At 72.9% G+C, this 22162-nt stretch carries 22 protein-coding genes; 15 read left to right on the top strand and 7 right to left on the bottom strand.

Annotation, left to right across the window (positions count from 1 at the left end; translation table 11 throughout):
• Window positions 1-63: 63 nt before the first annotated feature.
• The 3 genes from NE236_RS11790 to NE236_RS11780 all read right to left on the bottom strand — a co-directional run bounded on the left by NE236_RS11790 (window position 64) and on the right by NE236_RS11780 (window position 2502).
• Window positions 64-1155, bottom strand: coding sequence for an MASE1 domain-containing protein (locus tag NE236_RS11790; RefSeq protein WP_252841947.1), 1092 nt, complete (start codon window positions 1153-1155; stop codon window positions 64-66).
• Window positions 1156-1325: 170 nt separating this feature from the next.
• Complete coding sequence (locus tag NE236_RS11785; protein ID WP_252841946.1) at window positions 1326-1538, bottom strand: hypothetical protein; 213 nt, start codon at window positions 1536-1538, stop codon at window positions 1326-1328.
• A gap of 37 nt (window positions 1539-1575) precedes the next feature.
• Entirely contained in the window at window positions 1576-2502 is a 927-nt protein-coding gene (locus NE236_RS11780; RefSeq protein WP_252841945.1) for a DsbA family protein, read from the bottom strand.
• 281 nt (window positions 2503-2783) lie between these two features.
• Here NE236_RS11780 and NE236_RS11775 point away from each other — a divergent pair, with 281 nt between their 5' ends.
• The 12 genes from NE236_RS11775 (at window position 2784) to lipB (ending at window position 16371) form a co-directional block, all read left to right on the top strand.
• Window positions 2784-3416 carry an SCO2322 family protein gene (locus NE236_RS11775; protein ID WP_252841944.1) on the top strand — a complete coding sequence of 211 codons (633 nt, stop codon included), beginning with the start codon at window positions 2784-2786 and terminating at the stop codon, window positions 3414-3416.
• Window positions 3413-4465 carry an energy-coupling factor transporter transmembrane component T family protein gene (locus NE236_RS11770; protein ID WP_252841943.1) on the top strand — a complete coding sequence of 351 codons (1053 nt, stop codon included), beginning with the start codon at window positions 3413-3415 and terminating at the stop codon, window positions 4463-4465. The genes NE236_RS11775 and NE236_RS11770 overlap by 4 nt, the downstream gene beginning before the upstream one ends.
• Window positions 4462-6258, top strand: coding sequence for an ABC transporter ATP-binding protein (locus NE236_RS44440; RefSeq protein ID WP_252841942.1), 1797 nt, complete (start codon window positions 4462-4464; stop codon window positions 6256-6258). The genes NE236_RS11770 and NE236_RS44440 overlap by 4 nt, the downstream gene beginning before the upstream one ends.
• On the top strand, window positions 6249-7049 hold the full coding sequence (locus NE236_RS11760) for an ECF transporter S component (RefSeq protein ID WP_252841941.1): 801 nt from the start codon (window positions 6249-6251) through the stop codon (window positions 7047-7049). Before NE236_RS44440 ends, NE236_RS11760 begins: the two co-directional genes overlap by 10 nt.
• The gene (locus NE236_RS11755) at window positions 7049-8008 is read left to right on the top strand and encodes a bifunctional adenosylcobinamide kinase/adenosylcobinamide-phosphate guanylyltransferase (RefSeq protein WP_252841940.1); all 960 of its coding nucleotides are present in this window, start codon (window positions 7049-7051) and stop codon (window positions 8006-8008) included. Before NE236_RS11760 ends, NE236_RS11755 begins: the two co-directional genes overlap by 1 nt.
• Window positions 8009-8221: 213 nt before the next feature.
• Window positions 8222-9022, top strand: a complete 801-nt coding sequence (cobS, locus tag NE236_RS11750; protein WP_252841939.1) for an adenosylcobinamide-GDP ribazoletransferase — start codon at window positions 8222-8224, stop codon at window positions 9020-9022.
• A 336-nt stretch (window positions 9023-9358) separates the two neighbouring features.
• A complete protein-coding gene (locus NE236_RS11745) occupies window positions 9359-10849 on the top strand; it encodes a leucyl aminopeptidase (RefSeq protein WP_252841938.1) in 1491 nt (496 codons plus the stop codon).
• A gap of 90 nt (window positions 10850-10939) precedes the next feature.
• Window positions 10940-12313, top strand: coding sequence for a dihydrolipoyl dehydrogenase (gene lpdA / locus NE236_RS11740; RefSeq protein WP_252841937.1), 1374 nt, complete (start codon window positions 10940-10942; stop codon window positions 12311-12313).
• 46 nt (window positions 12314-12359) lie between these two features.
• A complete protein-coding gene (gene sucB, locus NE236_RS11735) occupies window positions 12360-13826 on the top strand; it encodes a 2-oxoglutarate dehydrogenase, E2 component, dihydrolipoamide succinyltransferase (RefSeq protein ID WP_252841936.1) in 1467 nt (488 codons plus the stop codon).
• A gap of 26 nt (window positions 13827-13852) precedes the next feature.
• Complete coding sequence (locus tag NE236_RS11730) at window positions 13853-14740, top strand: TIGR01777 family oxidoreductase (protein ID WP_252841935.1); 888 nt, start codon at window positions 13853-13855, stop codon at window positions 14738-14740.
• Between the two features lie 120 nt (window positions 14741-14860).
• Window positions 14861-15613, top strand: a complete 753-nt coding sequence (locus NE236_RS11725; RefSeq protein ID WP_252841934.1) for a Type 1 glutamine amidotransferase-like domain-containing protein — start codon at window positions 14861-14863, stop codon at window positions 15611-15613.
• 59 nt (window positions 15614-15672) lie between these two features.
• Window positions 15673-16371, top strand: a complete 699-nt coding sequence (gene lipB, locus NE236_RS11720) for a lipoyl(octanoyl) transferase LipB (RefSeq protein ID WP_252842191.1) — start codon at window positions 15673-15675, stop codon at window positions 16369-16371.
• Window positions 16372-16386: 15 nt separating this feature from the next.
• On the opposite strand, the gene NE236_RS11715 is transcribed toward lipB, so the two are convergent.
• Window positions 16387-16890 (bottom strand): DUF1877 family protein, encoded by a 504-nt coding sequence (locus NE236_RS11715; protein ID WP_252841933.1) that lies wholly within the window; start codon window positions 16888-16890, stop codon window positions 16387-16389.
• 240 nt (window positions 16891-17130) lie between these two features.
• Between NE236_RS11715 and lipA the strand changes: the two genes are divergently transcribed.
• Window positions 17131-18063 (top strand): lipoyl synthase, encoded by a 933-nt coding sequence (lipA, locus tag NE236_RS11710; RefSeq protein ID WP_252841932.1) that lies wholly within the window; start codon window positions 17131-17133, stop codon window positions 18061-18063.
• Window positions 18064-18069: 6 nt separating this feature from the next.
• Here the strand turns inward: lipA and NE236_RS11705 are convergent, their stop codons facing one another.
• Window positions 18070-18591: a GNAT family N-acetyltransferase gene (locus NE236_RS11705; RefSeq protein ID WP_252841931.1), complete on the bottom strand. Its 522-nt coding sequence runs from the start codon at window positions 18589-18591 to the stop codon at window positions 18070-18072.
• Between the two features lie 45 nt (window positions 18592-18636).
• Here NE236_RS11705 and NE236_RS11700 point away from each other — a divergent pair, with 45 nt between their 5' ends.
• Window positions 18637-19227: a helix-turn-helix domain-containing protein gene (locus tag NE236_RS11700; protein WP_252841930.1), complete on the top strand. Its 591-nt coding sequence runs from the start codon at window positions 18637-18639 to the stop codon at window positions 19225-19227.
• Window positions 19228-19434: 207 nt separating this feature from the next.
• On the opposite strand, the gene NE236_RS11695 is transcribed toward NE236_RS11700, so the two are convergent.
• A complete protein-coding gene (locus NE236_RS11695) occupies window positions 19435-20745 on the bottom strand; it encodes a C39 family peptidase (protein WP_252841929.1) in 1311 nt (436 codons plus the stop codon).
• Window positions 20746-20902: 157 nt separating this feature from the next.
• Between NE236_RS11695 and NE236_RS11690 the strand changes: the two genes are divergently transcribed.
• Window positions 20903-21601, top strand: a complete 699-nt coding sequence (locus tag NE236_RS11690; RefSeq protein WP_252841928.1) for a DUF4191 domain-containing protein — start codon at window positions 20903-20905, stop codon at window positions 21599-21601.
• Between the two features lie 68 nt (window positions 21602-21669).
• Here the strand turns inward: NE236_RS11690 and NE236_RS11685 are convergent, their stop codons facing one another.
• Complete coding sequence (locus NE236_RS11685) at window positions 21670-22077, bottom strand: RDD family protein (RefSeq protein ID WP_252841927.1); 408 nt, start codon at window positions 22075-22077, stop codon at window positions 21670-21672.
• Window positions 22078-22162 lie beyond the last annotated feature (85 nt).

Below are 22162 nucleotides of genomic sequence, written 5' to 3'. Positions count from 1 at the left end.
GACGGAGGCAAGCCGCAGAACCCGCGGCCGGCCGGGCGCCGCTCGGCGGCGAGGCGTCGGTGCTCACGCTCGGCGGCGTACGGGCGGGTCGTCCGGGCCGCGCCCGGCGGCCGGGGCGGGTTCCGGGCCGGTCCGGGAGACGGGCGGCGCCGCCCCGTGCCGGGCACGGAGCATGTCCAGGGCCATGGCCTTGAGCGTCAGATGGCCGTGCTCGAGTTCGGCGGCCATGGCGGTCAGGTTCTGGGCCACGTGCTCGAGATCCCGGCAGGCGGCGTCACGCTGGAGGATCACCGCGGCGAGCAGGAGTGAGGTCAACGCGACGGTGCCGTTGAACAGCTGCAGGTTGAGCATGGCGTGCAGCAGCCCCTTGTCGGCGAACGGACCGGCACGGTGCACCGCGGCGAGAGTCGCGCTGACCGAGACGATGAGGACGCAGAACGCCGCACCGAGGTGCCCGAAGCGGAAGGCGGCCCAGATCAGGATGGGGAAGACGAGGAAGAGCAGCTGGTAGGGCGCCCGGGTGACGAAGACCGCGGCGCACAGCGTGCCGCCCAGCAGGACCGCGACCTCCGCCCAGCGGACCGCGCCGAACCTGGGCAGGCCCGTCGACCGTACGGCCATCACCAGCGGGACCATCACCAGCACGCCCATCGTGTCTCCGGTCCACCACACCGCCAGGGTGCTCGGCAGGCCCTCGGCGGGTACGGCTCCGGACAGGACCAGGGCCGATGCCCCCGCAGTGGCGCTGACGAGCATGCCGGCGAAGGCGCCAAGGAATATCAGCGAAAGGGCGTCTCTCAGGCGGTCCAGCTCACATCGGAAGCCCGCCCTCCGCAGCAGCAGGCAGGAGCACAGGGGCGCCAGGGTGTTGCCCGCGGTTATCCCCAAGACGGCCGGCAGGGTCGGCCCGATCGCCGCGTTCACCGCGAACGCCGCGACCGCGACGCCCGGCCAGGTCCGCAGCCCCAGCATCAGCAGACAGCAGACGGCGACACCGGTCGGCAGCCAGAGCGGGGTGACCTGCTCATTCACGAGTGCCAGCAGCAGCCCCAACCGCGCCGTCCCGTAGTACAGCGCGGCGGTGAGCAGGATCCGCGGCCCCGCGCAGGCCGCCTGCCGCAGCCGTACGAGACGGATGCCGACGGCGGCGGACACCCGCCTACCCCCTTGAGGCGGACGCCGTGCAAGCGTTGCCTGCCATGAGTCTCACCCTACTCCGCCGACACGCTGGGAGAAGGGAGAAGGCGCAGGTCAGGGGGCTGTCGCCGTGGCCGTGACCGACCGGGCGCGCGGGCGGGTGCCTGCTCCCCCGCGCCCGGGGCCGGTCAGCCTCCTTCGGGGTGCAGGCTCATCGGGCCGTACTCGACCCGTCCGTCCTCCAGGAGGCTGACCTGGTCGACTCCCGCCTCCAGGAGACTCCGCCAGTTCTCCCCCACCCAGGACTCCGCGTCGGCCTGGGTGGTCCAGGTCTCCTCGCCGAAGCCGGGGGCCTCCACCGGCGTCCCGTCGGTCTTCTCGTACCGCCAGCTCCAGGGCATCGTTCTCCTCACTCTCATACAGGCTCGGCCGACAGGCTCAGCCGGCCGCCTCGACCGCGCGCCGCAGCCCGTCGGGGGTCAGCGTCTCACTCGAACTCAGCTTCGTGCCGTTCACCAGGACGGTGGGCGTGCTGCTGACACCCTTCTGGACGGCGGTCCGACTGGCCGCCTGTGCCTCCGCCGCGTGCTCCTGGTCGCGCACGCAGGAGGCGAAGCCCGTGGAGGTGATGCCCGCCGCGGAGCCGTACGCCGCCAGGTCGGTGACGGTGAACCCGGTCGACGTCTCCGGCCCCTGGTGGGCGAACAGCTGGTCCTGGTACGCCAGCCAGTGGAGGCCGTCGGTGGCGCAGCGGATCGCGGCGGCCGCCCGCGTGGAGCTCCCGGCCATCGGTTCCGTGCTGAAGATCACCATCGGGTGGTACACGATCACGGCCTTGCGCTCGGCCGCGAGCGTCCGGAGGGTCCCGTCGTCGGTGTCGTGGAACGTCTTGCACGGCGGGCACTGGAAGTCCTCGTACACGTCCACCACCGGCCGGCTCACTCCCCGGGCGGCCACCGTCGCGGTGCTCGCGCCGCCGTCCAGGGAGACCAGGACTCCGCCGGGCAGCGCGCTCGGTCCGGCGACCTTGCCGCCGCCGTCGCGCAGCAGGAGGAACGCGGTGACCGCCACACCGACGACCAGGACCAGTCCCCCGGCGACGAGTCCGACGACGAGGCCGGTCCGGCCGCCCCGGCCTCCGGGCGGAGGCCCGTACGGGCCCGGCGCGTACGGCGCGCCCGGTCTGTACGGCGCGCCCGGTCCGTACGGCGCGCCGGGCATACCCGGTCCGTACTGCGGTCCCGGCATGCCCGGTCCGGGCGGCGGGCCCGGCGGTGGGGTGTAGGGAGGAGGCGCCGGCTGCGGGGCTCCGTGCGGCGGTGTGCCCTCCGGCGGCTGCCAGGGATCGCGCGGGAGGTCGCTCATGATCCGCAGGTTACCGGTGCCGGTGGTTTTGACGTGGTCGAGCACCCCGTGGTCAACTCGTCGGCAGCAGCACACGCGCCGTCGTGGGGAAAGCCGGTCGAAGTCCGGCGCTGACCCGCAACCGTAGGCCGCAGGGCGTCCCGCCCGGCGGCGAGCCGGAATGCCCGCGCCGGCGCGAGCGGCTCCGTTGTTCCGTCGTGGTCTGCGGATGGAGTCCGGGCGCGTGCGGCATCTCGCGCGCCCGCTTCACCCGGGACCGCCTTCTCCTCAGAAAGGCGCCCATGCCGAAGATCGCAGCCGGTCTCCTCGTCTCCGCCCTGCTGCTCGCCCCCATGCCCGAGGCGCACGCCGACGCCGTCGCGTTCTGGGGGTACTGGCAGGCGAAGGGCGACACGTGGGCGTTCGCCACCACGGGCCCGGCCCAGGCCCACCCCAAGGACGGCGCGGTCGAAGGGTGGCGGTTCGCCAAATCCAGCGGGACCACCGGCACCCCGCCGCGCGACAAGCCCGACTTCGCGGCGATCTGCGGCTCCGCGTCCGCTCCGGCGGGCAAGAAGCGCGTCGCCCTCGTGGTCGACTACGGCGACGCGGCCGACGCGCCGAAGGATCAGCGGCCGCCGTCCGCCGGCCGGAGCTGCGCGATCGTTCCGGAGAGCGCCACGGGCACGGACGTTCTCGCGACGGCGGGCGTGAAGGTGCAGACGGACAAGAGCGGCCTGATCTGCGCCATCGACGCGTTCGGACCGTGCGGTGCCCCCGGCCGCATCACGCTGACGGCGACCGCGTCGCCCGCCGCCGCCGGGAAGAAGGACAAGGACTCCGGCACTCCGGTCGGCCTCTACGCCGGGATCGGGCTGGTCGTGCTGATCGCCGCGGGCGGCGGAGTGCTCGCCCTGCGCCGGTCCCGCCGATGAGACGACGGCTGCATCCGGGCGCCTGGTGGCTGTGGGCCCTGGGACTCGCGACGGCGGCCACGCGGACGACGAACCCGCTGCTCCTCCTGCTGGTCGGCGCGGTGACCGGAACCGTCGTGGCGGCGTGCCGCTCGGATGACCCGTGGGCCCGGGCGTACGGGATGTTCCTGCGGATCGGCCTGGTCGTCGTGGTGGTGCGGCTGGTGTTCGGGGCGGTGTTCGCGGCGCAGGCACCGGGCACGACGCTGTTCACACTCCCGTCGGTGACGCTGCCGTCCTGGCTGGCAGGGGTACGGGTCGGGGGCCCGGTCACCGCCGAGGGCCTGGCCGTCGCCGGGTACGACGCCCTGCGGCTCGCCACCGTCCTGATCTGCGTGGGCGCGGCGAACGCGCTGGCCGCCCCGAGCCGGCTGCTCAAGTCCGTTCCCGGCGCGCTGTACGAGGTGGGCGTCGCGGTCGTCGTGGCGATGACGTTCGCGCCGCAGGCGGTGACGCACGTGCGGCAGGTACGCGACGCGCAGCGCCTGCGCGGCCGCTCCGACCGGGGGATCCGGGCGCTGCGGCGGCTCGCCATGCCGGTGCTCGAGGGCGCGCTCGACCGGTCGGTGCAGCTGGCCGCCGCGATGGACGCGCGCGGGTACGGCCGGACCGCCGCCGTTCCCCGCGCGCGGCGGCGGGCGACCGCCGCTCTGGTCCTGGGCGGGCTGCTCGCGGTGTGCGCCGGGCTGTACGGGCTGCTCGACGGGCAGGCGCCGGCGGCGCTGGGGGCGCCGATGCTGGTCTCGGGGTCGGTCTGCGCGGCGGCGGGGCTGTGGCTCGGCGGCCGTCGCTCGCCGCGGACCCGCTACCGCCCGGACCCGTGGGCCCTGCCCGAGTGGGTCACCGGCGGCTCGGGCCTGCTGGCGGCCACCGCGATGACCGTCACCGGTCTCCTCGGTGCGGACGGTCTTCGCCCCGCGCCGGGGTCCGCTCCCGGCCTGCCGCCCCTGCCGGCCGCCGGGGTGCTCATCGCCTTGGCCCCGGCCCTCCTGCGGGGGATCCGGACGTGATCCGTTTCGACCGCGTCGACTTCCGCTACGGCGGGACGCCGGTGCTCACGGACGTCGACCTGGAGATCGAGGAGGGCGAGCTGTGCCTCGTCGCCGGGCGCACCGGGACCGGCAAGTCCACCCTGCTGCGCGCCGTGAACGGCCTGGTCCCCCACTTCACCGGCGGGGTGCTGACCGGCCAGGTGACCGTCGCCGGCCGGGACACCCGCGATCATCCGCCGCGTGAGCTCGCCGACGTCGTCGGCTACGTCGGGCAGGACCCGCGCGCCGGGTTCGTCTCCGACGTGGTCGAGGAGGAGCTGGCGTACGGCATGGAGTCCCTGGGCCTGCCGCCGGACGTCATGCGACGGCGCGTCGAGGAGACACTGGACCTGCTGGGACTGGCCGGCCTACGGGACCGCGCGCTGGCCACGCTGTCCGGCGGGCAGGCACAGCGGGTGGCGATCGGCTCGGTGCTGACCACGCACCCGAAGGTGCTCGTCCTGGACGAGCCGACCTCCGCGCTGGACCCGGTGGGCGCCGAGGACGTCCTGGCCACGCTGCAGCGCCTGGTGCACGACCTGGGGCTCACCGTCGTCCTCGCCGAGCACCGCCTCGAGCGGGTGGTCCATCTCGCCGACACGATGGTGCTGCTGCCCGGCGACGGGCGACCGCCCGTCCACGGCCCGACCGCCGCGATCATGGCGGAGTCCCCGGTGGCGCCGCCCGTCGTCCAGCTGGGCCGGCTGGCGGGCTGGTCGCCGCTCCCCCTGTCCGTGCGGGACGCCCGGCGCGCCGCCGCGCCCCTCCGCGAACGCCTCACGAACGCATCGCCGCCCGGCCCCGCGGCTCCGTCCGGCCCCGCAGGCGCGGCTCCGCATCGCGTCGGGAACGCGGCTCCGTCCGACCCCGCGGCCCTCTCCGATGCGGCTCTGTCCGGCCCCGCGGCTCCGTCCGGGTCCGCAGGCGCGGCTCCGCATCGCGTCGGGAACGCGGCTTCGTCGGGCCAGGCGAGCACGCCGGCGACCGATCCGCGCGGACGCGCGGACGGTGCCCATGCGCCCGCGTCCGTGCGAGCCCTGGAGATCCGGTACGGCCCAGTGACGGCGCTGCGCGGCGTCGACCTCTCCGTCGTGCCCGGCGAGGTCATCGCCCTCATGGGGCGGAACGGCGCCGGCAAGTCCTCCCTGCTGCGGGCCCTGGTCGGCCTCGTACGCCCGTCCGGCGGGCGGGTGCTGGTGGGGGGCGTGGCGCCCCATGAGACGCCGCCGCGCGTCATGGTCCGGCACGCGGGCCTCGTCCCGCAGGACGCCGCCGACCTGCTGTACGCCGAGACGGTCGCGGCCGAGTGCGCCGCCGCCGACCGGGACATGGGCGCGGCGCGGGGCACCTGCCGCGCCCTCTTCGAGCGCCTCGCGCCCGGCGTCGACGACACGCTCCACCCGCGTGATCTGTCGGAGGGGCAGCGGCTTGCCCTCGCGCTGGCCGTCATCCTGACCGGGCGGCCGCCGCTGGTGCTGCTGGACGAGCCGACGCGCGGCCTGGACTACACCGCCAAGGGACGCCTGGTGGAGATCGTCCGCGAGCTGGCGGCCGACGGGCACGCCGTCGTCCTGGCCACCCACGACGTCGAACTGGTCGCCGAGGTCGCGACGCGCACCGTGGTCGTCGCCGAGGGCGAGGTCGTCGCGGACGGGCCGACCGGCGAGGTCGTGGTCTCCTCCCCCGCGTTCGCGCCGCAGGTCGGCAAGATCTTCGCCCCGGTCCCGGTCCTCACGGTGGACCAGGTACGGGAGGCGTTGTCGTGGGCGTGAACGCGGTCCGGCTTCGGGTTCGCTCCGGGACGGCGCTGTCGCTGGTGTCGCTGGCGGGCCTGGCCGCGTTCTGCTGGCCGCTGCTCGTCACGCCCGGGGCGCGGATCGGCCAGTCGGCCTTCGCGCCGTGGATGTTCGTGCTGCTCCTTCCGCTGCTGCTCGCGGTTGCGCTCGCCGAGATCGCCGAGGGCGGGATCGACGCGAAGGCCATCGCCCTGCTGGGCGTGCTCGGCGCGGTCGGCGCGGCGCTGCGGCCCCTGGGCACGAACGTCGCGGGATTCGAGCCGATGTTCTTCGTGCTGGTGCACGGCGGGCGGGTGCTGGGGCGCGGTTTCGGCTACCTGCTGGGGGCGGTGGCGATGTTCGCCAGCGCCCTGATCACGGCGGGCGTCGGTCCCTGGCTGCCGTACCAGATCCTCGGCGCCGCGTGGGTGGGGTTCTTCGCCGGATGCCTGCCGCGCGCCCGGGGCAGGACGGAGATCGCGATGCTCGCGGCGTACGGCGCTGTGGCCGCGTTCGCCTATGGCTGGTTGCAGAATCTGGGGTTGTGGCCGTTCGTGGGGGGAATGGCGAGTTCGATCTCGTACCACCCGGGCGCCCCGCTCGCCGACAACCTCGGGAGGTTCGTCGCGTTCAACCTCGCCACCTCCCTCGGGTTCGACCTGCCACGAGCGATCTTCACGGCGATCCTGGTGGCCGTCACCGGCCGCCCGGTGCTGCTCGCGCTGCGCCGGGCCGCCCGCCGGGCGGCGTTCGAGGCCCCGGCCGGCTTCGACGACCGGAGCGACTGATGGACGGCCCTGGCATCGAGATCCAGCTACTCGGCACGGCCGGGCCGCGCGGCTGGCCCGAGCCCGATTGCCGCTGCTCCTCCTGCACCCGGATGCGCGCCGCCCGCCGCCGCGTCGAACCGACCCGCGTCCTCCTCGACGGGGTCCCGCTCGACCAGTGCCGCCGATGCCAGGTGCCCGGCGGATACGACGTCCGTACGCCGCGCGGGCACCGGGTCCTGTTCGCCGCGCGGCCGGGCGCCCGGCCCGAGCCGGCCGCTCCCGAGCCGTACGACGCCGTGCTCCTGGACCTGATCGGCGACCCGTCGCACCTGGGGCGGCTGCGGCGCGCCGGCGCGGTGACCGACGCGACGCGGATCGAGGCCGTCCACGTCGACCACCGCATCCCCTCCCCGGCCGAGCTCGACCGCCGGATGAGCCTGTGGACACGCCCGGCGCCCGGCCCCTGGCGGTCGCTGATCCTGGGCGGCGCCCGGTCGGGGAAGTCGGAGGAGGCGGAGCTCCGGGTGATGACCCATCCTGAGGTGACGTACGTCGCGACCGGGATCATGCACGGGGACGACCCGGAGTGGCGCGACCGGATCGCCGCGCACCGGCGGCGCCGCCCGCGCTGGTGGGACACGGCCGAGACGATCGACCTGGCGGGTCTGCTGCGCGAGTCGGCGGGGACGCTCCTCATCGACGGGATGGGCACCTGGCTGACGGCGGTCTTCGACGCGCTCGGCGCCTGGGAGTACCCGCAGGCGGTCGTGCCGCGCCTGAACGAGCTGGTCGACGCGTGGCGGTCCACCCGGGCGCACGTCGTCGCGGTCAGCGACGAGGTCGGCCTGTCGGTCGTCCCCGACACCGCGAGCGGGCGGGCCTTCCGTGACACGCTGGGACGGCTCAACCAGCGCCTGGCCGCCGAGTCGGAGGAGACCGCCCTGGTCGTTGCCGGCCGCGTCATCGACCTGCCGTGATCGCGGAGGACGCCGTGAGGTCTGAGCGCGGACGCGGGGACACGATGAGACCTGAGCGTGGAGGAAGCGGGGCACCACGGGACCTGAACGTCGACGCCGGGACCACCGTGGCGCCTGAGCGCAGACGCGGGGACACGATGAGACCTGAGCGTGGAGACAGCGGGGCACCACGGGACCTGAGCGTCGACGCCGGGACCACCGTGACCTCTGAGCATGGACGCGGGGGACGCCGTGGGACCTGAGGAGGAGAGGGCCGCCGGCGCCGACGGGCTGCGCCTGGCGGTGTCCCTGCTCACCGTCGTGCCGATCCGGTGCGGTCGCGTGGACCGGGAGACCGCCCGCCGGGCGATGATCCTCGCCTCGGCCGCCGGACTCCTGGTCGGCGCGGCGGCCGCCGTGGTCCTCACGGTGACGGGATGGCTGGGAGCCGGCCCGCTGCTCGGCTCCGCCCTGGCCGTCGGGGCGATGGCGCTGCTCACCCGCGGCCTGCACCTGGACGGGCTGGCCGACCTCGCCGACGGGCTGGGCAGCGGACGCCCCGCCGAGGGCGCCCTGTCGATCATGAAGCGGTCCGACATCGGGCCGTTCGGCGTCATCACCCTCACGCTCACCCTGCTGATCCAGGTCGCCGCCCTCGCCCAGGCACCGCACCGGGCGGTCGCCGTGACGGTCGCGGCCGTGACCGGACGGCTCGCGGTCACGTGGGCGTGCCGCGAGGGGGTCCCCGCCGCCCGCCCGGAGGGCCTGGGGGCGCTGGTCGCCCGGACCGTACGGCGCCGGGACGCCGTGGCCGTGACGGTGGTCGTGATGGGCGCCGCGGCGATCGCGGGCCTGCTCGCCGGGGGAACGCGACCCGCCCTGCTGGCCCCGGCGGCGGTGGCGGCCGGCCTCCTGGTCGCGGCGGCGCTGCTCCGGCACGCCGTGCGACGTCTGGGCGGCGTGACCGGCGACGTCCTCGGCGCGCTGGTGGAGACCTCGGTCACCGCGGCGATCGTCGTGATGTCGGTGGCCTGATCGCCGATGGGGCTCGGTCGGTGGCGCGGGAGCGTCCCCGAGAGTGGAGCTCCCGCGCCGTCGCGGAACGCGCGTGGCCATGACGTATGCGTGCGTTCCGCCGTCCGCCGTCCCGGGGACGTGTCGCCGCTGCCCGCTTCCCCTCGGCCAGAGGCGGCCCTCGATCTCCCAGGACGACGGGGCCTCTATGATCCGGATCCGCGCCATGGGCGTCCGGCCATTCGAGAAATGGTATTCGACGAGCCGGCGGAGGACGTCGTCCCGACGCCGGTCGAAGATCGCCGAAGTCCGGCGACTCGAACAAAGAACTTCGGGGCGGGACTACCATCGGGCTGTGTGACGAACCTCAGGCTTGCCAGCGCAGAATCCGCTTCTCTTGACATCGACGCCGTCGTGATCGGTGTCGTCACCGATGACTCCGGACCGGCGCTGGCGCCCGGTGCCGCCGGGGTCGACGAGGCCTTCCAGGGCCGGCTCGTCGACGCGCTCAGCGGGTTGGGTGCCACCGGCAAGCCGGGTGAGGTCACCAAGGTGCCGACGTTCGGCAACCTGGCCGCCCCGCTCGTGGTGGCCGCCGGACTGGGCGAGTCCTACGACGCCGAGACCCTGCGCCGCGCCGCCGGTGCCGCGCTGCGGTCCCTGGCGGGTTCCGGCTCGGTCGCGGTCCTGTTGCCCGCCGCCACCTCCGACGAGGTGGCCGCCGTGGCGACCGGCGCGCTGCTCGGCAACTACGCCTACCTCAACTACCGGACCGGTGACGGCGACAAGCGGCCGGTGTCCGAGATCACGGTCGTGACCGAGGCGGAGGCGGACTCCGGCGCCCGCGCCGCCCTCGACCGCGCCCGCACCATCGCCGAGGCCGTCACCTTGGTCCGCGATCTGGTCAACACCCCGCCGTCCGACCTCAACCCCGAGGCCCTGGCCGACGCCGCGCGCCAAGTCGGTGACGAGGCCGGCCTGTCGGTCGAGGTCCTCGACGAGAAGGCCCTGGTGGAGGGCGGTTACGGCGGGATCGTGGGGGTCGGCCAGGGCTCGGTCAACCCGCCGCGTCTCGTCCGCCTCGCCTACGAGCACCCGGAGGCCACCAAGACGGTCGCGTTCGTCGGCAAGGGCATCACCTTCGACTCCGGCGGCCTGTCGCTCAAGCCCAGCGAGGCCATGGACTGGATGAAATCCGACATGGGCGGCGCGGGCGCCGTGCTCGGCGCGCTGAAGGCGATCGCCGCCCTGGCCCCGAAGGTCAAGGTCGTCGGCTACCTCGCCATCGCGGAGAACATGCCGAGCGGCACCGCGCAGCGCCCCTCCGACGTGCTCACCATCTACGGCGGCAAGACCGTCGAGGTGCTCAACACCGACGCCGAGGGCCGCCTCGTCATGGCCGACGCACTGGTCCGCGCGGGCGAGGACGAGCCGGACCTGATCGTCGACATCGCCACCCTGACCGGCGCCCAGCTCGTCGCGCTCGGCACCCGTACGACCGGCATCATGGCCAACGACGACGACGTGCGCGACATGGTCGTCGGCGCGGCCGGCAGCGCCGGCGAGTCCGCCTGGCCGATGCCGCTGCCCGAGGAGCTGCGCAAGGGGCTGGACTCGGCCGTCGCCGACATCGCCAACATCAGCGGTGAGCGCTGGGGCGGCATGCTGGTGGCCGGGATCTTCCTCAAGGAGTTCGTGCCGGACGGAGTGCGCTGGGCGCACCTCGACATCGCCGGCCCGTCCTTCAACCAGGGCCAGCCCTACGGCTACACCCCGAAGGGCGGCACCGGCGCCGCCGTCCGTACGCTCGTGCAGGTCGCCGAGGACGTCGCCGCCGGGGCGCTGTGACCGCCTGGCGGTCGGAAGTGGGAAGATGCGTGCCGGAAGAACAATCGCGCCGGGCCGAGGGTGCCCGAGCGGGCATCGAAGGAGCGTCCTGTGTCGAATAGCCCCTACGACATCGTCGTCCTAGGTGGCGGCAGCGGCGGATACGCGTGCGCCCTGCGGGCGGTGGAGCTCGGCCTGAGCGTCGTACTGATCGAGAAGGACAAGCTCGGCGGCACGTGTCTCAACCGCGGCTGCATTCCGACCAAGGCGCTGCTGCACGCGGCCGAGGTGGCCGACCAAACGCGCGAGTCGGCCACGTTCGGGATCAAGGCCCGGTTCGAGGGCATCGATCTGCCGGGCGTGCACGCCTACAAGGACAGGGTCGTCAGCACGACGGTGAAGGGCCTGACGGGCCTGATCAAGTCCAAGGGCATCACGATCGTCGAGGGCGAGGGCCGGCTGACCGGCCCGACCCAGGTGCAGGTCGGCGACACGACGTACGAGGGCCGGCACATCGTGCTGGCCACCGGCTCGGTGCCGCGGTCGCTGCCCGGCCTTGAGATCGACGGCGAGCGCGTCATCTCCAGCGACCACGCGCTGGTGCTCGACCGGATCCCGCAGTCCGTGGTCGTCCTCGGCGGCGGCGTCATCGGCGTCGAGTTCGCGAGCGTGTGGCGCTCCTTCGGCGCCGAGGTCACGATCGTCGAGGCGCTGCCGCACCTGCTGCCGCTGGAGGAGGAGTCCAGTTCCAAGCGGCTGGAGCGGGCCTTCCGCAAGCGCGGCATCACGTTCGAGCTGGGCGCGCGGTTCGAGAGCGTCAAGCACACCGAGTCGGGCGTCATCATCACGCTCCAGGGCGGCAAGACCCTCGACGCCGACCTCCTGCTCGTCGCCGTGGGCCGCGGACCGGTCTCCGAGGGCCTGGGCCTGGAGGAGATCGGGGTCGAGACCGAGCGCGGCTTCGTCAAGGTCGACGAGTACTGCCGCACGAACGTCCCGACGATCTCGGCGGTCGGCGACCTGATCCCGACGCTGCAGCTAGCGCACGTCGGCTTCGCCGAGGGCATCCTCGTCGCCGAACGACTGGGCGGTCAGGACCCCGCGCCGATCGACTACGACGGCGTCCCGCGCATCACCTACTCCGAGCCCGAGGTCGCGTCGGTGGGCGTCACGTCCGCGGTGGCCCGGGAGCGCGGCCACGACATCGTCGAGTTCACCTACGACCTGGCCGGCAACCCCCGGAGCAAGATCCTGGGCACGCAGGGCGAGGTCAAGGTGATCGCCCAGAAGGACGGCCCCGTGCTGGGCGTGCACATCGTCGGCAGCCGCGTCGGCGAGCTCATCACCGAGGGCCAGCTGATCTACAACTGGGAGGCCCTGCCGTCCGAGGTCGCCCAGCTCATCCACCCGCACCCGACCCAGTCCGAGGCGATCGGCGAGGCTCACCTCGCGCTCGCCGGCAAGCCGCTGCACGTCCACGGCTGATCCGCCCGTACCAGAACACGACGTTTCAGAGGAGTCGCTGAGAACCATGCCGGTCTCCGTAACAATGCCCCAGCTCGGCGAGAGCGTGACCGAGGGCACCGTCACCCGCTGGCTCAAGAAGGAGGGTGAGCGCGTCGAGGCCGACGAGCCGCTTCTCGAGGTGTCGACGGACAAGGTCGACACCGAGATTCCGTCGCCGGCGGCGGGTGTCCTGAGCAGCATCACCGTCGCCGAGGACGAGACCGTCGAGGTCGGTGCCGAACTGGCCGTCATCGCCCAGGAGGGCGAGGCGACCGAGGGTGCCGCCCCGCAGCGGGAGCAGGCCGTGCCCGAGCCCGCGCAGGAGGAGGCCCCGGCCGCCCAGCCGGCGCCGCAGCGGCAGGCCCCGGCGCAGCCCGAGCCGCAGCAGCAGCCGGCCGCGCCGTCCTGGCCGCCGCCCGCTCCGGCCGCCCAGCCGGCGGCCGCCGCTCCGCAGCCGGAGCCGCGACAGGAGGTCCCGGCCCCGCAGCAGGAGGCGGCCGAGCAGCCGTCGGGTGACAGCCCCTACGTCACGCCGCTCGTCCGCAAGCTGGCGTCCGAGCACGACGTGGACCTGACGACCGTCAAGGGCACCGGCGTCGGCGGGCGCATCCGCAAGCAGGACGTCCTGGAGGCGGCGCGGGCCAAGCAGGCGCCGCCGCCCCCGCCGCCCGCCCCGGCCCCGCAGGCCGCTCCCGCACCCGCTCAGCCGGCCTCGGCTCCGGCCGCCTCGCAGGCTCCGGCCGCGCCGGTGCCGGCGGAGGTGTCGCGCCTGCGCGGGACGACCGTGAAGATGTCCCGGACGCGCCAGTCGATCGCCCGGCACATGGTCGAGTCGCTGCAGGTGTCGGCGCAGCTGACCACGGTCGTCGAGGCGGACGTCACCAAGATCGCGCGGCTGCGTGACCGGGCCAAGGCCGACTTCCTGGCGCGGGAGGGCGTGAAGCTCAGCTTCCTGCCGTTCTTCGCCCTGGCGGCGGTCGAGGCGCTCAAGGTGCACCCGAAGCTCAACGCCGTCATCGACTCCGAGACCAACGAGGTGACCTACCACGACGTCGAGAACCTCGGCGTCGCGGTGGACGCCGAGAAGGGCCTCATGGTGCCGGTGATCCACAACGCCGGTCAGCTGAACCTCGGCGGCCTGGCCCAGCGGATCGCGGACCTGGCGGAGCGGACCCGTACCAACAAGGTCAGCCCGGACGAGGTCACCGGCGGCACGTTCACGATCACCAACACCGGCAGCCGGGGCGCGCTGTTCGACACGCCGATCCTGAACCAGCCGCAGGTCGGCATGCTGGGCACGGGCACGGTCGTCAAGCGCCCGGCGGTCATCGAGGACCCGCAGCTCGGCGAGGTCATCGCCGTGCGCTCCATCGTGTACCTCGCGCTGACCTACGACCACCGCCTGGTGGACGGCGCCGACGCCGCGCGGTTCCTCACCACGGTGAAGAACCGCCTCGAGGAGGGCAACTTCGAGGCCGAGTTGGGCCTTTGAGCCCAGCCGAAAACTAGGCTGCGATCGTGCAGATCGCCATCACCGGTTCGACCGGACTCATCGGTTCGGCCCTCGTTCGCGCGCTGCGCGGCGAGGGCCGAACCGTTCTCAGGCTCGTACGACGCCGGCCCGCGGACGACGACGAGGTCCGCTGGGATCCGTTCGGGGAGGTGGACACCGCCTCCCTGGAGGGCGTCGACGCGGTCGTCCACCTCGCCGGGGCGGGCATCGGCGACCGGCGGTGGAGCGCGTGTTACCGGCAGGAGATCCGCGACAGCCGCGTCGAGGGCACCCGCACCCTGTGCCGGGCCCTGGCCGCGCTCGACGACCGGCCGTCGGTGCTCGTGTCCGGCTCGGCGAGCGGCTACTACGGCGACACCGGCGACCGTACGGTGGACGAGGACGACCCCGTGGGCGAGGGGTTCCTCGCCGCACTGTGCCGTGACTGGGAGGCCGCCACCGCGCCTGCGGCCGAGGCCGGGATCCGCGTCGTGCTCCCGCGCACCGGCGCCGTGCTGGCCCGTGAGGGCGGCGTGCTCGGCCGGCTGCTCCCGGTGTTCCGGGCCGGGCTCGGCGGCAGGCTCGGCAACGGCCGCCAGTGGATGAGCTGGATCTCCCTCGTCGACCAGGTCGCGGCCCTGCGCTTCCTCATCGACGGCCCGCTGGCGGGCCCGGTGAACCTCACCGCCCCCGAACCCGTCACCAACGCCGCCTACACCGCCGCCGTCGGCCGGGCCCTGCACCGGCCGACCCCCATCGCCGTACCGCCCGCCGTGCTGCGGCTGGCGCTGGGCGGACTGGCCGACGAGGGGGTCCTCGTGAGCCAGCGCATCCTGCCGGCCCGCCTCACCGCATCGGGCTTCGGGTTCCGGCATCCGGACCTCGGTTCCGCGCTCGCCGACATCCTTCCGTGACCCCGGCCGGGGAAGGTGTCGTCTCCCCCAGGAAGTCGCAACGAACGTGCCACTCCCCCTGCGCGGTCCCGCCCCGTGGCCGTAGCGTGACGGATAGCCGTACGGGTCGAGGAGGACGCAGTGAGCACTGACGGCAAGCCGCACATCGTGGCGATCGGCGGTGGCGGCTTCATCCCCACCGACCGCTACGGGGTGACGCCGAGCCCCCTCCTGCGGTACGCCCTGGACCTCACCGGCCAGGACCGCCCCCGGGTGTGCTTCCTCACCACCGCCCTCGGGGACGCCGCCGAGGCGATCGCCCGCTTCTACGCCGCGTTCGCCGGGGTGGACGCCGAGGTGAGCCACCTGGCGCTGTTCCCGATGCCGAACCACGAGGACCCGGCGGCGCACCTGCTCGCCCAGGACTTCGTGTACGTCTCCGGCGGGAGCATCGCCAACCTGCTGGCCCTGTGGCGCCTGCACGGCCTCACGGACGCGTTCGCCGAGGCCTGGCGGTCAGGGGTCGTCCTGTGCGGGCAGAGCGCCGGGGCCCTGTGCTGGCACGTCGGCGGCACCACCGACTCCTTCGGCCCGCGGCTGCGGCCGCTCACGGACGGGCTGGGCCTGCTGCCCTACTCCTGCGGCGTCCACTACGACAGCGACGAGCAGCGCCGGCCGCTGCTGCAGCGGCTCGTGGCCGAGGGCACGCTGCCCGACGGGTACGCCGCCGACGAGGCGGTCGGGCTGCACTACGTCGGGACCGAGTTCGTCCAGGCCGTGACCTACGTCGAGGGCCGCGGGGCGTACCACGTCCGCGCGGACGGCGCGGGCGGCGTCAAGGAGACGCGGATCGAGCCTCGGCTGCTGGCGTCCTTCGGAGACGTCGTACGCTGAGGGTCGTGAGCGCCAGCGAAGAATCCATCACCACGGTCGTCGGCGAGCGCCCGGCGGCCGTGGGCACCAGCGATCTGGTCTTCATCCACGCCGGCTTCGGCGATCGCGCGATCCCGTACGAGGAGGCGTGGGAGCTGCAGCGCCGGCTGCACGAGCGCCGGGTCGCGGACGAGATCCCCGACGTCGTCCTGCTGCTGGAGCACCCGCCGGTCTACACGGCCGGCAAGCGCACCGAGCCGCTGGACCGGCCGATCGGTGACCCCGGCGCACCCGTGATCGACGTCGACCGGGGCGGGAAGATCACCTGGCACGGTCCCGGCCAGCTGGTGGGCTACCCGATCGTCAAGCTGCGCGAGCCCGTCGACGTCGTCGCGTACGTCCGCACGATCGAGGAGGCGCTGATCAACACGTGCGCCGACCTGGGGCTGGCGACCGAGCGGGTCGAGGGCCGCAGCGGCGTGTGGGTGCCCGGCGTTCCCGACCGCAAGGTCGGCGCGATCGGCATCCGGGTCTCCCGGGGTGTCACGATGCACGGGTTCGAGATCAACTGCGACTGTGACCTCACGTGGTTCGACCGGATCATCCCGTGCGGCATCCGCGACGCGGGCACCACGTCGCTCTCCGCCGAGCTGGGACGGAAGGTCACCGTCGCCGAGGTGCTGGCCCTGTCCGAGCGGCGGCTCGCCGAGGTGCTCGGCGCGCCCGCCACCGCGCATCGGTCGCTCGACGCGATGCTCGGCGGCTCCGTTCGCTCCTGACGACTCGGGGCGACGTCAGCCCATCGCCTTGAAGATGGCGTGGCCCTCCGCCGAGGCGGCCTCGAAGAAACGGGTGAGCCGCTCGTACACCACGCGCAGCTCGCCGTCGCGGATGGCCTCGGCGGGCTCGCCCACCCACTCCTCCGCGCCCTGGACGCCGAGCTCGGCCATCCGCTCGGCGTCGTAGCGTCCGGCGATCCGCGCGAACTCGGTCGCGGCGAGATGGTCGGCGGCCAGCTTGACCCGGTCGGCCGTCAGGTAGATGACGTCGACGCCGAGCTCCTCGGCGCCGTCCTCGGTGAGCAGCCGCCCACCGCAGACCACGTCCGCGGCCGGGTGCGGGCCGTCCCAGGGGTCACCGGTCAGCAGGTAGTGCAGTGCCTGCCAGGCACCGGCGACGGGAAGCACTGGATGCTTCTCCCGCCAGTTCCCCGTGCCGAACACCGCTCGGGCACGGGACCCCGGATCGCCTGCGCCCTCGGCCTCCGGAAGCCTGAGGTACGTCATGGCCACTCGCACGCCTGACCTCCGTCATACGTCACTCTGCACGCGACACCCACGTCACCTTAGAGAGATCGACAGCTACGTATGGTGAGAACGAGATAAAACGCCGATCTCAACCTCCTACCGGCACCACGGAGGGCCGGTGTGGAGTACGGAGCCGGCGCCGTTCAGGCTCGCGGCCGCGAGTTCTCGGAAGATCGTCCACCATGCCAACCCCTTGCGCAACATGAGTGAATCCGGACATACCCTGGACGGGTGACAGCCGTATCTCCTGAGGGCCGGAAGTTGTTGCGTGTCGAGGCCAGGAACGCCGCGACACCGATCGAACGCAAACCGCCCTGGATCAAGACCCGGCTGTCGATGGGCCCCCAATACCGCGAACTGACCGACCTGGTCCGCACCGAAGGCCTGCACACCGTCTGCCAAGAAGCCGGCTGCCCCAACATCTACGAATGCTGGGAAGACCGCGAAGCCACCTTCCTCATCGGCGGCGACCAATGCACCCGCCGCTGCGACTTCTGCCAGATCGACACCGGCAAACCCGCCGCCTACGACCCCGACGAACCCCGCCGCGTCGCCGACTCCGTCACGCGCATGGGCCTCAAATACGCCACCATCACCGGCGTCGCCCGCGACGACCTACCCGACGGCGGCGCCTGGCTCTACGCCGAAACCGTCCGCCAGATCCACACCACCATCCCCGGCTGCGGCGTCGAACTCCTCATCCCCGACTTCAACGCCACCGCCCACCTCCTCGCCGAGGTCTTCTCCGCCCGCCCCGAAGTCCTGGCCCACAACCTCGAAACCGTCCCCCGCATCTTCAAACGCATCCGCCCCGGCTTCCGCTACGACCGCTCCCTGAACGTACTGACCGCCGCCCGCCAAGCAGGCCTGGTCACCAAGTCCAACCTCATCCTGGGCATGGGCGAAACCCGCCAAGAGATCACAGACGCGATGCGCGACCTCCACGAAGCCGGATGCGAACTCCTCACCATCACCCAGTACCTACGCCCCTCCCCCCGCCACCACCCCGTCGAACGCTGGGTCAAGCCTGAGGAGTTCGTCGAACTCAAGGACGAGGCCGAACAGATCGGCTTCTCCGGGGTCATGTCCGGACCCCTGGTGCGCTCCAGCTACCGCGCCGGACGCCTCTACCAGCAGGCCATCACCGCCCGCCAGGCGGACTAGGGGCCCCTAGGGACGCGCCGGGCCGATCGTCCGCTGCATCAGCAGCGTGTCGATCCAGCGGCCGTGCTTGTACCCGACGTCCGTCAGCCGGCCCGCGTCGGTGAAGCCGAACCTCCGGTGCAGCGCCACCGACGCGTCGACGCCGGCGTCGGCGATGACGGCGATCATCTGATGGACGCCCGCCCGCGCGCACTCCGTCACCAGGGCCCCCAGGAGGGCCCCTCCCAGCCCCTGTCCGGTCCGATCCGGGGCCAGGTAGATCGTGTCCTCCACGCTGTACCGGTACGCCGGTTTGGGGCGCCACGGCGCGGCGTAGGCGTATCCGGCGGGTTCGCCGGCGACCTCGGCGACCAGGAAGGGAAGGCCGCGGCCCGTGAGGTCGTCGAGCCGTCGTCGCCAGTCCGCCACGGCCGGCGGCGTCTCATCGAACGTGATCACGGTGTCGCGGACGTAGTGCGCATAGATGTCCGCCACCGTCCCCAGGTCCGCGGGCGCCGCCGCACGGATGGTCACCGGACTGATCGACACGGGCCCTCGTTTCTCTTTAGCGAAATTCACTGACATTATAGAGTAATGCTGAATCTCGTGGCGCTGGGCAGGCGGGTACAGGGCCTCCGGCACGATCGGCGGCTGACGCTGCAGCAGCTGGCCGACGCCACGGGCGTGAGCGTGAGCATGCTGTCCTCGGTCGAGCGCGGCAGGAAGGCGCCCACGGTCGTCGTGCTGGCCCGCGTCGCGGAGGGGCTGGGGGTGTCTCTCGCCCAGCTGGTCGCCGAACCCGATGACGACCGCGTGATCGTGCGTCGCGCCGCCGACCAGGAGACGGTGGAGGAGCCCGGGGGGTGGCGGCGGACGATCCTGACCCCGGTGGTGCCCGGCGTGAACTTCGAGTGGATTCGCTCCGCGCTGCCGCCGGGCTGCGACGCGGGACGTTTCCCCGCCTATGCCCCGGGCTCCCACGAGTACGTCGTCGTGGAGTCCGGGACAATGCGGCTCACCATCGGCGACGGATCAGTGGACCTGAACGAGGGCGACTCGGCGTACTTCGCGGCGGACGTCTCCCACGCTTACGCCAACCCCGGCACCGGATGGTGCGCCTATCACGTCGCGGCGCTCATCATGCGCCCTCGCGGCACGCGGCCACCCGCGACCGGCGGGCGGTGACGCGCCGAACGCCCGGTGAAGGCGACGCCGGCTCCCGGTATCGACCGGTCGCGTCCTTACCGGCGACGGTCTCCCCCGAGCGTTTCGCACGGCCCCGGCCCGTGAAGGCGTTCGGGCCGACCCGGGCCCCAGGCAGACGAACGCCCCGGCCGCGCCGGCCGGGGCGTTCCTCTCTTCCGGGGGGACAGAAGTCTCAGGAGCGCGGTCTCACCAGTTCTTGTCGAGTCCGTGGACGTTCGGCGGGAGCCGGTGGCCGCGCGGGTACATGATGTAGGCGACGCCCTTGCTGGAGGAACTGCGCAGCCAGACGTTCTCGAAGTTGGCGCGCGGGTAGACGTGGCGCACGGCCGCGTCCGAGGGCGACGCCGGGTCGTTGACGATCGGGTCGCCGGCCTTGGTGAACCCGACGATCACGAACAGGTGGCCGTTCGTGCTGTAGCCGGCGCCCGGCATCTCGGCGGCCTTGAACGACTGCGAGGTCACGACCGGGATCCCGGCCTTGATGAACTGCTCCAGCTCGGTGACCGAGCGCAAGCGCGTCACGAACCCGTTGAGGCCGAACCGCCCGGCGTACGCCGGGTTGAACGGCCAGTTCCCGGCACCCTTGTAGTTGTAGTCGTAGGTGTTACGGGCGGCGTGGTCCACCTGCGGGTCGGCGTACGACGGGTCGACCCAGGCGAGGTCGCGTTTCGAGGGCCCGCGCCGCCAGTAGGAGACGACCATGGACGTCGAGGTGGGGCTGCACCAGGCCTCGCCGCCGTTGTCGTACTCGGGGTACTGCCCCTTGTGGATGTCCTGGGAGTAGGCGGGCACCTTCAGCTCGATGCCCTCCGCGCCGCCCAGCGGACTGACCGGCACCGTCGTGCGGGACGGCACCAGTGAGGCCATCGCGCCGACCGAGCGCAGCACGGGCCGTACGTGCCCGCCGGGCAGCCGGTAGAGCGTCACGCGCAGCTGGTAGGACGTCAGGGAGTTCTCGGCGACGAACGTGTCGATGTCGACGTTGCCGTCGCCGTCCTTCTGGCCCGGGACCGACGTGCGATGGATGTCACCGCCCGCCGCCGGGTCGTCGGCGCCCCATCGGCCCATGACGTACCACTTGGTGTCGGTGCCCGCGCCGGTGTGCCCGCGCATCTCCACCTGCAGCCAACTGCCGTGCGGCGTGCTCGCGGTCCAGGACGCGACGAGCTGACTCGCCCCGAATCCGATGGGCACGGCGGGGGAGGTCCAGCGGGCGTAGTCCCACGTCTTGGTGCCGCCGCCGTACGGGTCCGTGTAGGTCGTGGTGCCGACGGGGTGGGCGATCGTCAGGGCGCCCGGCCCGTCCGGGCGTACGCCCTCCGAGGAGCCGGCCGCGAAGTCGTGTGCCGACGTCCACTGGTGGTAGGCGACGCGCGGCTGATCCGCGGCGGTCACGGCGGCGGAGCCGGTCGCCGGGGTCGCCGTCACCGTGGCGAGACCGACGGACACGAGGAGCGGAATCTTCCATGCCGAAGCACGCATATCGGACCAAACCATGACGACTCCAAGAACAGCGGGAACCTGCTTCGGGACGCTAGGGCGAGGAAGTCGATCATGTCAACGGTTTACGGGCCCTGCGGCTGTTTCGAACTTTGTTAACGACTGGCATGGCCCGCTTTCGACTCGGTCCCCGAACCCTCGTATCCTTCCATCCATGGCAAAGAAGCCCCAGGACGGCGCGCAGGACGAGCGCCCCGGTCGCCTCAAGCAGATCCGCATGGTCGCCTCGATGGTCCACCAGGCCAACCCGAAGGCGATGCCCATCGTCTTCGCGGCCGCGATCGGCAGCCTCGTCCTCTTCGTGGTCCTCGGGCTACTCCTCGGTCAGGCGCTGTTCCTGATCCCGCTGGGGGTCCTGGTCGCCATCGCGGTCGGCATGATCGTGTTCGGGCAGATGGCGCAGCGCACGCAGTACTCCATGCTCGAGGGCCGGCCGGGCGCCGCCGCCTCTCTCGTGGAGAACATGCGGGGCCGCTGGGTCGTCACCCCCGCCGTCCAGGCCAACCGCAACATGGACGTCGTGCACCGGGTCATCGGCCAGCCGGGCGTCATCCTCCTGGCCGAGGGGCCGCGCTCGCGCGTCGGCAAGCTCATCGGCGCGGAGAAGAAGCGCATCTCCCGCGCCGCCTCCGAGGTGCCGATCTACGACATCCAGGTCGGCTCCGAAGAGGGCCAGATCCCGATCAGCAAGCTGCAGCGTCACCTGACCAGGTTGCCGCGCAACCTCAAGAAGGAGCAGGTCAGCGAGTTGATCGACCGGCTCAACGCGCTTCCGCAGGCGATGCAGATGCCGAAGGGCCCGGTCCCGAAGGGCGTCCGCATGCCGAAGGGCCCCAAGCCCCGCACCCGCTAGAAGCCTTGGGTCCGGGATCGATGCGGATGCCTTCGGGGGTCAGGACGCACCGGACCCAAGGCTCTGGGTCACCGGCGTACGACGACCGCGTTCGCGGCGCGGTCGTGCAGGCCGCGGTAGTCGCGGTCCCAGATGAGCGCGGGCAGGACCAGCACCAGCAGCAGCGTACGGACGAACGCCCAGAGGAGCCCGACGGGACGGCCGTCCGTACGGACGACGCGCAGCCCGCACAGCCGCTTGCCCACGGTCGTCCCGGTCAGGCCGGTCAGCAGCCAGGCCATGACACCGAACACGCCGAGCGTGAGGAGACTGCGGGCCTGCGCACCGGCGTGGAGGGCGGCCGCCAGGACGGCGGCCACGAGCAGGGCGATCAGCCAGTCGATCACCAGGGACCCCAGCCGCCGGCCGTATCCCGCGACAGAGCCCGTACCATCGGGCGGGAGGCCCAGCCGCTCTCCGGGGCGACCGAGTTCCACGCCCGCCGCGCGAGCTCCTTCGATCCATGATCCGGCCGAGCGCCGACGTTCAGTCATACCCTCAAAGTTATCCGTCAACCGCACC

The organism is Actinoallomurus purpureus (genome assembly GCF_024055795.1).
Taxonomy (GTDB): Bacteria; Actinomycetota; Actinomycetes; order Streptosporangiales; family Streptosporangiaceae; genus Actinoallomurus; species Actinoallomurus purpureus.
Note: the sequence above shows the minus strand (reverse complement) of the source record. Positions and strands in the feature narration are given on the sequence as shown.

Excerpts from the sequence above, each read along its gene's own strand:
- NE236_RS11695 (WP_252841929.1), bottom strand. The coding sequence starts at position 20,745 with ATGGTTTGGTCCGATATGCGTGCTTCGGCATGGAAGATTCCGCTCCTC.
- NE236_RS11770 (WP_252841943.1), top strand. The coding sequence starts at position 3,413 with ATGAGACGACGGCTGCATCCGGGCGCCTGGTGGCTGTGGGCCCTGGGA.
- sucB (WP_252841936.1), top strand. The coding sequence starts at position 12,360 with ATGCCGGTCTCCGTAACAATGCCCCAGCTCGGCGAGAGCGTGACCGAG.
- NE236_RS11780 (WP_252841945.1), bottom strand. The coding sequence starts at position 2,502 with ATGAGCGACCTCCCGCGCGATCCCTGGCAGCCGCCGGAGGGCACACCG.
- NE236_RS11785 (WP_252841946.1), bottom strand. The coding sequence starts at position 1,538 with ATGCCCTGGAGCTGGCGGTACGAGAAGACCGACGGGACGCCGGTGGAG.
- NE236_RS11775 (WP_252841944.1), top strand. The coding sequence starts at position 2,784 with ATGCCGAAGATCGCAGCCGGTCTCCTCGTCTCCGCCCTGCTGCTCGCC.
- NE236_RS11700 (WP_252841930.1), top strand. The coding sequence starts at position 18,637 with ATGCTGAATCTCGTGGCGCTGGGCAGGCGGGTACAGGGCCTCCGGCAC.
- NE236_RS11690 (WP_252841928.1), top strand. The coding sequence starts at position 20,903 with ATGGCAAAGAAGCCCCAGGACGGCGCGCAGGACGAGCGCCCCGGTCGC.
- cobS (WP_252841939.1), top strand. The coding sequence starts at position 8,222 with ATGGACGCGGGGGACGCCGTGGGACCTGAGGAGGAGAGGGCCGCCGGC.
- NE236_RS11755 (WP_252841940.1), top strand. The coding sequence starts at position 7,049 with ATGGACGGCCCTGGCATCGAGATCCAGCTACTCGGCACGGCCGGGCCG.